The organism is Gammaproteobacteria bacterium, from assembly GCA_029862005.1.
GTDB lineage: Bacteria > Pseudomonadota > Gammaproteobacteria.
In genome coordinates this window covers 1-8882 of the sequence record JAOTYD010000061.1, presented here as the reverse complement: position 1 = coordinate 8882, position 8882 = coordinate 1, and the positions used below count along the sequence as shown (strand labels likewise).

Here is an 8882-nt window from a genome sequence, read left to right as displayed (position 1 = left end):
AGATTTCCAGGACTATCGCAAAACCATAATCAACTGGATGCCGCCGGTCCGATGCACCAGGTCGGGCCGTGAGCTAGTTACCCCCCGAACGACGATCTTCATGCTTCGTGATCCTGTTGCTCGAAAATTGACCTGAGCAAGCCGTTGGTCGAAGCGTCCAAACCGGTATCAGTCGCCCGTTGCGACAGTGGATCCATCAGACCGGTCGCCATCTGTTTACCCAGTTCAACCCCCCATTGGTCGAACGGATTGATGTCCCAAATCACCGATTGCACGAACACCTTGTGCTCGTAGAGCGCGATGAGTTGTCCAAAGCTGTGTGGCGTCATTTCGTCGAGTAATATGGTCGTGCTCGGCTGATTGCCTCTGTAACGTTTGAAAACGGATGTGCTTTCGTTGTCATCAATGACGCTGTCGCCCAAAGCCAGAACCCGCGACTGGGCGAGGCAGTTGGCCAGCGTCAGTCTGTGCTGCTGCTGTAACTCGGGATTGCCGTTATCCTGGTAACGTCGTGCTGCAACGATGAAATCGCACATGACAGACTCGGTGCCCTGGTGCAGCAGCTGGTAAAACGCATGCTGCGCATTGGGTCCCACTTCGCCCCAGATAATCGGGCAGGTGCTGTAATCGACGGGCTTGCCATTTCGGCTGACACTTTTGCCGTTACTTTCCATTTCGAGCTGCTGGAGGTAGGCGGGTAACCGGCCCAGGCGGCCATCGTAGGGCAGGATTGCGTGTGTCAAAATGTTCAGAAAATTGATGTTCCAGATGCTGATCATCGCCAGCAATACCGGCAGGTTTCCCTCGAATTCCGTGTTGTAAAAATGCCGGTCCATAACGTGCGCGCCGGAGAGCATTTCATGGAACCTTTCCATGCCGATTTTGAGCGCGATGGGCAGGCCGATGGCAGACCACATCGAGTAGCGACCGCCAACCCAGTCCCACAACGCCAGATGGTTGTCGGGTGGAATACCCCAGGCCGACATCTTGTCAGCATCCGCCGATACCCCGATAAAGTGGCGCTGGAATAGCAGCTCGTCGTCAGCCTTGCTGGTATGGCGCAGCCACTGCAGCGCGGTATTGGCATTGGAGAGCGTGTCAATGGTCGTGAAAGACTTCGAGGAGATAATAAATAACGTGGTCGCCGGATCGATGCTGTCGAGGTGGTCGACCAGCTGGCTGCCGTCCATCGTCGAAACGAAATATATCCGGAGCTTGTGCGCCTCGGGCAGACACCAGTCGGATAACGCCTTGCACGCCATGAACGGGCCCAGGTCCGAACCGCCGACGCCGATGTTGACGATGGTATCGACGGGTAAACCGGAATAACCACGCCACTGATCAGCGTGGATACGGTTCACGATCTGTTCCATCGACTGCAGTGTGTCCTGTATACCTTGCACGATATTGGTTTCGTCAAGGTATAGCGCCTGATCGGCCGGCATTCGCAGCGCGGTGTGCAGGGCCGGGCGGTTTTCCGACTCGTTGATCGCGTCGCCGGAAAACAGTTTGTCGATCCAGTTTTTTAATTCGCATTCACGCGCCAGATCGCACAACAGCTGCAGGGTTTTAGTCTTGATCCTTTGCTTGGAGAGATCGAGTAACAGGTTACCGCTGCGTCGACTGAAGTTTTTAAAGCGATTGGGTTTGACCGTCAGTATCTCGCTTAAATGCAGGTTCGCATTTTTCTGTGCATGTTTGTGCAACGCCTGCCAGGCTTTTTTGTCGTTGGCTGCCATCCGATCAGAAATCCTGGGCTTTAAGCCAGGCTCTGAGCGCATCGCCCGTTTCAGGATGCGCCATGCCAAACTTGATATTCGCGAGCAGGTAACCGAGCTTGCTGCCGCAATCGAGGGTCATACCGTGCATGCTGATCGCCTGCACCGGCATCTCGCCAACCAGCGCGTTGATGGCGTCGGTCAGCTGGATTTCGCCACCAATGCCGGGTTGGGTTTGCTTGAGCAGTTCCAGGGTGCGGGCCGGGAGGACATAACGCCCGATAATTGACTGGTTCGACGGCGCGGAGCCGACCGGCGGCTTTTCCACCATCGCGATGATGTCGTGACTCTCACCGGGCCGAAACTCGGCATCGCCACAATCGACGATGCCATAGTTGCAAACCTGGTCATCGGGCACGGCTTCCACCATGATTTGTGCCGCATGGTTCTTGCTGAACGCGTCAACACATGTTTTCAAGTCGATACTGTGGTCTCCTTGCGGATTGAAAATCAGGACATCGGGCAGGATAACCGCAAAATCATCATCGCCGATCAGCGGAGCCGCACAAAGCACGGCGTGTCCCAGGCCCAGGGGTTCCTGCTGTAACACGGTTAGTATCCTGACATCGGCTGGGAGGATATTGCGCACCGAATCGAGCAGGGCGGTTTTACCCTTTATTTCGAGTACCGATTCAAGCTCCGGATGCGGATCGAAGTGATACTCAAGTGATTTTTTACGTTCGTGCGTGACCAGGATGATCTCGCTGAATCCGGCGTTAACCGCTTCTTCGATCACGTACTGGATCACCGGCTTGTCGACCACGGTCAGCATTTCTTTCGGGATGACCTTGCTGGCAGGTAATACCCGGGTGCCAAGGCCCGCGACCGGGATGACAATTTTTTGTAGCGCTGTCACTGGTTAAACTGATCTCTTAAAGTAAATTCTAGATTATAGTTGGATTGAAGGACGATATCGATGCATCGTGAGTTTGGGTAATTTATTCAATACAGTCGATCTCCCTACGAATCTTTGTGGATTCATAGATGATAAATAAATTAAATAGCTGCGGGAATCAGCAGGCGTGCTTAATCGCCTTGCCTTAGTTTCTTTCCGTCGTGCTTCCCACCGGTTTACCGGTATCGGTCCAAATCCATTGGCCCCATCTATCCTGCTCTACCTGGCCAAGTTCTTCGAGCTTGGAGATTGCTTCCATGAAGCCCGCTTCTATTTGCGTGATGTTGGTCCTGGTATTCTCGTCGCTGTCTTCCTCGGCTCGTAAGCCGTAGGCAATGTATTCGATCTGGGCGCGCCTGCGTTCCCTGAGCCAGAGAACCAGGAAAACGAGCACCAGGATACCCGCACCCACCAGAATCCAGACTATCTCCACCTTTGAACACCTCCGGTATTTCAGGTGATCATACACAATAAGGTGCGTTGTTTGAATCCGGTTAGCGAACGGATTTATAATCCCACTCATTCACGCCTCACTGAAGTCGAGTAGTAAGGCTATAAATTCGATCAGTAACAATACATTAAGAATTTTACTTAAAGTCAATTCTTAAAAGTGGGGCGTTTTTAATGGTGACGAAACAAATTTCGAAGCATATTTTGGCTCGTAAATACTGGACGGCACTTTAGCGAAATACTTCGCACTATCAAGGTGCAAAGCAATTAATATGATTAATTAGTTTCAATGTTGTGCTATCTTCACTTGATCAACTCACGATACCTGTTTTGTCGATAAACGCAGGTCCTTCCAGAAAAATCTAAAAATAAAAAACCGAAATTTTTCACAATTTCCGTGATTTGCGTCACAAACTCTTTAAATAATTTTTTTTTGAATTATACTCCTCATTAATCTGATAAAGGCAAACCTGACGAAAGTTTGGGGCGCAAATCCATGGGTCTAAGGCGTTTGTCGCTATGACCGCCAGGTTGCCGGATCTGATTTTTGGAAGTACAGAACTGGAACGATTTCTTCGAGTCGGGTTTGTGCTTTTTTTTGGGCCTGACGATTCGACAGAATCTGGTCTTAAACATCGTTTTAACTGGTAGTTACCCTGACATTGCATTCTCTTTATCGGATTAATGATCATCTGCACCGAACCTCCGCCAGGTGCATGGTCACTTTAAAAAAATCAGATAAGTGAGAACTGAATTGATACTGAAATCAAATTATAGAAAGATCTTCTTTTATACTGCATTTCTGTTCTTCCTGGGTGGATGCGCCCAGGGCGGCGGCAGTAGCGATAGCGGTGATTCCGGTTCCAGTATTGTGCCGAGAGGCAATGGAACCGCTTTGATATCATGGACACCGCCAACCGAAAACACAGATGGATCTGCCTTGACCGATTTAGCCGGTTACAGGATTCGTTACGGCACATCTCCAGGCAGTTATAGCGTCACCATTACTCTTAATGGCTCAGGATTAACGAGCTACCTGGTGGAAAATTTAGGCGTAGCGGACTGGTATTTCGTTATGACCGCATTCAATTCGTCTGGAATCGAAAGTGGCTATTCTCCCGAGGTCTATAAAACCATAAATTAATTCCCTGAGGTTGGCTTAAACTAGCCACACAGATTGATCGTAATTTAAAGAAAGAAGCCAGGATAACGCTTTCGTTGATTCCCGCCGATCGAATTCAAAATCGACCTATACCAAGCCAGTTTTCCGACAGATTTCTCACCCCGAAAAATAATCCATCTGCCCCGGGTTCCGTGGTCAAAAAATAGAGAACAAAGTCGCAGCAAATTGCTGTGAAGTAAATCACATGGCGCGCAAAAATCCTCGTAGTTCTGCATATACTTTAAATACCTGATAAGGGCAAACCGGTCGAAAGGCCAGGGCGCAATGCCATGGGTCTAAAGCGTTACACGCTAAGACAGCCAGGTTACCAGAGCTGATTCAACAGCACAGAACTGGGTCGATGTTATCGGTATCGGTTTTGTGCTTTTTTGTGCCCGATACGATTCGATAGAACCTCGCCTCTGTATGTATTTCCGCCTCTGCTAGCCATCCTGGCCTGAATTCCCTTCGTCCCCTTATCAGATGGAAAGGCATCTGTATGGACCGTGCACCTGGTGCATGGCTGACAAGGAGACACGGAAGAATTATGTCTGTAGTAGCTTGCGCGAATTCAAGTTCGAGTATTAAGGGTTTACTGGTTTGTCTGGTTCTATCTTTTTATTTAAGCGGATGTGCTGAAAGTGGCAGTCCTAATGACTATGGAACTGATGAGTCTGGTGATAGTAAAGGCATCGTTGCCGGTGCTGCTATTGAAACCGGGGACGAATGGCGTTATCGAAAAGGTACCTCGGCACCATCTTCTGACTGGATTTCGGTTGGTTTTGACGACACTGGCTGGCTCGCCGGTAGTACTGGTATCGGCTATGGAGACGGTGATGACACGACGGTTCTTGCTGATATGCAGGGTGGTTATGTAACTGTCTATACGCGAAAAGTGTTGAGTTACGATGGTAGTGTCACTATCAACAGCCTCGACCTCGAAATCGACTATGACGATGGTTTTGTTGCTTACATAAATGGCCAGGAAGTCGCACGTGCCAACATGCCTGCAGGCCAGCCTGCTTTCGATACTTTAGCCAGCAGTGGCCATGAGGCAGGAACTACAGAGATCTTTAATCTGGATGGCTTTATTAATCTGATTGGCATCGGGGATAATGTACTCGCAATTGAGATTCACAATAGATCGCTGGCGAACGATGACCTTTCCTTTTCACCCCGGCTGCTGGTCAATATGGGGTCGATGCCACCACCCACTGTTTCCCTGTCAGCAAACCCGGGCAGTGTCGTTTCAAACGGTTCCACTTCGCTGACCTGGGATAGTACTGATGCCACTACTTGCACGGCCTCGGGTAGTTGGTCCGGCAGCAAGGCCACATCGGGTTCGCAGACCATTAATGCGTTAACCGCCAATAGTACTTTCAATTTGTCGTGCAGCGGTCCGGGTGGTAGTGCGAGTGATTCGGTCAGTGTTTCAGTCTCTCCTCCCTCTGCACCCCTGGTCAATCTTTCGGCCAGTCCAACGAACCTGCCGTTCAACGGTTCAACCACTTTAAGCTGGGCCAGTAGCAATACCACGAGTTGTACGGCCTCGGGTGGCTGGTCCGGAAGCAAGGCCACATCAGGTTCCCAGACCATCAGCGGTCTAACTGCAGACAGCAGCTTCGATCTGACCTGCAGCGGCCCCGGCGGGAGCGTGAGTGATTCGGTTAGTGTCACCGTGGCGGCGCCATCGATGCCTGTAGTCAACCTTTCGGCCAGCCCGACGAGTTTGCCTTTTAATGGTTCGACCACGTTGAGCTGGACCAGCAGCAATACGACGGCTTGTACAGCCTCAGGCGACTGGTCCGGAAGCAAAGCCATATCAGGTTCCCAGACCATCAGCGCTCTCACTGCAAACAGCAGTTTTACTCTGACCTGTAGTGGCGCCAGCGGGAGTGCGAACGATTCGGTCAGTGTTAGTGTCGCTGCTGCGCCTGTTCCGACCCTGTCTTTTTCGGCAACTCCATCTACTGTCTCTCAGAACGGTTCGACTACGTTGAATTGGAGTACTACCAATGCCACCAGTTGCGTGGCCTCCGGGGACTGGTCTGGAAACAAGGGCGTATCGGGTTCCGAGACCATTAGCTCGTTGGTGCTCGACCGCCAATTTACGTTGGCCTGTAGCGGAGCTGGAGGAACGGTCAATAACACTGTAAACGTGACGGTGGTGGTAAGTAATAATGGAACAGCACTAATGTCATGGACCCCGCCAACCGAGAATACCGACGGTTCGCCATTGACCGACCTGGCGGGTTACAAGATTCGTTACGGTACCTCTCCGGGCAATTATAACAATACCATAACCATCAACAATCCGGGCCTGACCAGCTACCTGATAGATAATCTGGCGAGCGCCGACTGGTATTTCGTAATGACGTCCTTTAATGCCTCGGGAATCGAAAGCAGTTTCTCAACCGAGGTCAGCAAAACGATAAACTAATTTAATGGAGGACATAATTACATTGCCCGGGTGAGGTTAGGCACTTATGGTGCTGATGCACCAGGAACAGGCAGATTTGTGGAACCACGCAAGTTAAGATTATAACTGGCCTGACGCAACCCCAGCTCGATTTCACTGGCGTGAATTCAAGATTGCCACCTCACCCGAGGTGGTTTTTTTTGGAGTTAAGCCTTAATGGGTTATGATGTGCTCGAAGCACTCGTCCGGGTTACTCGGGTCTGGGCTTTCAGCATTGATCGCAGGATCAGTTTGCGAATCGTCGAATTTTAACAGTTCTGTATCACGAGCCAGATGATGATTCACTGGTTATCTGGGCGGGACAAAGGGAAAGTTCAAGAAATTTGATTCTCAACAATGTTTTGGTTATTGTTTTTGGTAATGTCTCATCCGATTAACCATGAGGGAATCGTAGGATAAAGTAATGGGCAAAGTTGAACCAATGGTTTCGGAATCCTCGGACGACTGGTATGAAGCCATCATCTCGGCTCAGCCTGAAGGACCAGGATTAAGCGAGAAAAACCGGGATACCTTCAATGATGCTTTTGATTATTTTACCTCGGGCTCATATGACATGGCCTACACGGGATTCAGCGAACTGGCCAGCCAGGGCTCATCTATCTGCCAATATTACCTGGGCGTGATGTATGCAAGCGGAATGGGCGTTCTACAGGATTTCGGCCAGGCACACATGTGGTTGAACATTGCCTCATCGCAAGGCCACAAGAAAGCCAGGAGACAGCTGGAAAAGCTGACCCATCACATGACTGCGGATCAAATCGCGGACGCACAAAAACGGGCACGCCAATGGGTATCGAAGCACTCGAAGGGAGAGAATCATCCCAAAAGCGAGCAACCCGAGCCGGAAGGCAATCTAGCCTGACATCAGAGTTAAAGCAGCAAAAACCGGGTTTTCATCTGGATATCCGACGATATTTGAATCCTATTACGAAAATAAACTTTATAAATCAATAATATATTGAATAAATCTAATGTTCATTCTATTATTGTGCGCTGGTTCAAAAAACGCAATTAAAACCGATGTTTTTGGCCCAAATGGGCGATGAGTTGCAGATAAATCCCAGATAGGTTCTAAACTTAGACAAGATCAGGGTAGACCAAACGTCGAGATGAAGAATACAGTGAAAGTAGGCGTCCAGGAGCTAGAAGGACAAACCTATATCATAGGCCGGGAAGGTCATATCTACATCGATGGACCGGCCGTCAGCAGGGCACATGCCGAAATCAAGTTTGTTGACGGCAGGATACGCCTGCGCGACCTCGGATCGACCAATGGCATCTTTTTACTGCGCAACAAGAAACTGGTCCCCTTCCAGGAAGGCTACGTGCAACCCCAGCAGCCGATTGTCATCGGTAACCAGAAATACACCGTCAAAAAGCTGCTCGAAGCGCTGGGCATATTTGCCGACTATTCCGACGATGACGGGTTGACCATCAAGGTCAAAAAACTGAACTAATCAAACCATAAAACCATCTAGCCAGTAGAGCAGCATTGTAAACTTTTTGCCTGCAGTCCTGGCATAGTAGTTCACTTCCTGTGCTTTTTAATTGGATCGGTTTATCCTGCGACCTTTCAAATAACGACATTGTTAAACCTGATTCGGGGAAGTTGCATAAGCACAGTAATAAATTTAATTCTGATACTGGCTGTTTTGCTGGTCTCGTCGACTACCATGGCTCAGGACGAGAGCATGGGGCCTATCGTGATCACCGCGACCCGGGTAGAAAAAAATACAGCCGATACCCCGGCGGCGATCAGTACGATAGGGCAGGATGAAATTCAACTTGGTACCGAGCAACTCGGCCTCGACGAGTCCCTGGGGCAGGTACCGGGCCTGTTCATGCTCAATCGCTACAATTTTGCCCAGGATTTACGCGCTTCCATCAGGGGATTCGGTGCCCGTTCAAGTTTTGGTATTCGTGGGATCAAGATTATCGTCGATGGAATTCCCGAGACCCTGCCAGACGGGCAGGGATCGGTTGACGGGATCGACATCGGTTCCGCCAGTCAAATCAGCGAGATTCGCGGCCCGGTATCCTCGTTATACGGAAACGCCTCGGGTGGGGCCATTTTAATCGAATCCGAACAGGGACCAGCGATACCGTTCGCAGAGATAC

8 protein-coding genes and 2 riboswitches are annotated in these 8882 nt (G+C 50.1%); of the genes, 5 read left to right on the top strand and 3 right to left on the bottom strand.

Annotated features, from left to right (window positions below; all coding sequences use genetic code 11):
- Positions 1 to 98 precede the first annotated feature (98 nt).
- From pgi to OES20_18245, 3 genes are all read right to left on the bottom strand, one after another.
- Positions 99 to 1739 carry a glucose-6-phosphate isomerase gene (gene pgi, locus OES20_18255; protein MDH3636638.1) on the bottom strand — a complete coding sequence of 547 codons (1641 nt, stop codon included), beginning with the start codon at positions 1737 to 1739 and terminating at the stop codon, positions 99 to 101.
- A 4-nt stretch (positions 1740 to 1743) separates the two neighbouring features.
- Complete coding sequence (locus tag OES20_18250) at positions 1744 to 2634, bottom strand: UTP--glucose-1-phosphate uridylyltransferase (GenBank protein ID MDH3636637.1); 891 nt, start codon at positions 2632 to 2634, stop codon at positions 1744 to 1746.
- Between the two features lie 184 nt (positions 2635 to 2818).
- On the bottom strand, positions 2819 to 3106 hold the full coding sequence (locus OES20_18245) for a hypothetical protein (protein MDH3636636.1): 288 nt from the start codon (positions 3104 to 3106) through the stop codon (positions 2819 to 2821).
- A gap of 470 nt (positions 3107 to 3576) precedes the next feature.
- Positions 3577 to 3662, top strand: a riboswitch (cyclic di-GMP riboswitch).
- A gap of 203 nt (positions 3663 to 3865) precedes the next feature.
- Between OES20_18245 and OES20_18240 the strand changes: the two genes are divergently transcribed.
- From OES20_18240 to OES20_18220, 5 genes are all read left to right on the top strand, one after another.
- A complete protein-coding gene (locus OES20_18240) occupies positions 3866 to 4267 on the top strand; it encodes a fibronectin type III domain-containing protein (protein MDH3636635.1) in 402 nt (133 codons plus the stop codon).
- 265 nt (positions 4268 to 4532) lie between these two features.
- A riboswitch (cyclic di-GMP riboswitch) is annotated at positions 4533 to 4618 on the top strand.
- A 214-nt stretch (positions 4619 to 4832) separates the two neighbouring features.
- Positions 4833 to 6725 carry a hypothetical protein gene (locus OES20_18235; protein MDH3636634.1) on the top strand — a complete coding sequence of 631 codons (1893 nt, stop codon included), beginning with the start codon at positions 4833 to 4835 and terminating at the stop codon, positions 6723 to 6725.
- Positions 6726 to 7167: 442 nt separating this feature from the next.
- Positions 7168 to 7626, top strand: coding sequence for a hypothetical protein (locus tag OES20_18230; protein ID MDH3636633.1), 459 nt, complete (start codon positions 7168 to 7170; stop codon positions 7624 to 7626).
- Between the two features lie 259 nt (positions 7627 to 7885).
- Complete coding sequence (locus tag OES20_18225; protein MDH3636632.1) at positions 7886 to 8221, top strand: FHA domain-containing protein; 336 nt, start codon at positions 7886 to 7888, stop codon at positions 8219 to 8221.
- Between the two features lie 234 nt (positions 8222 to 8455).
- The coding region (locus tag OES20_18220) for a TonB-dependent receptor plug domain-containing protein (protein ID MDH3636631.1) at positions 8456 to 8882 on the top strand (427 nt) is incomplete at its 3' end.

Bases quoted from the DNA above. Each gene is read 5' to 3' on its own strand.
- pgi (MDH3636638.1), bottom strand. From the start codon at position 1,739: ATGGCAGCCAACGACAAAAAAGCCTGGCAGGCGTTGCACAAACATGCA.
- OES20_18235 (MDH3636634.1), top strand. From the start codon at position 4,833: ATGTCTGTAGTAGCTTGCGCGAATTCAAGTTCGAGTATTAAGGGTTTA.
- OES20_18230 (MDH3636633.1), top strand. From the start codon at position 7,168: ATGGGCAAAGTTGAACCAATGGTTTCGGAATCCTCGGACGACTGGTAT.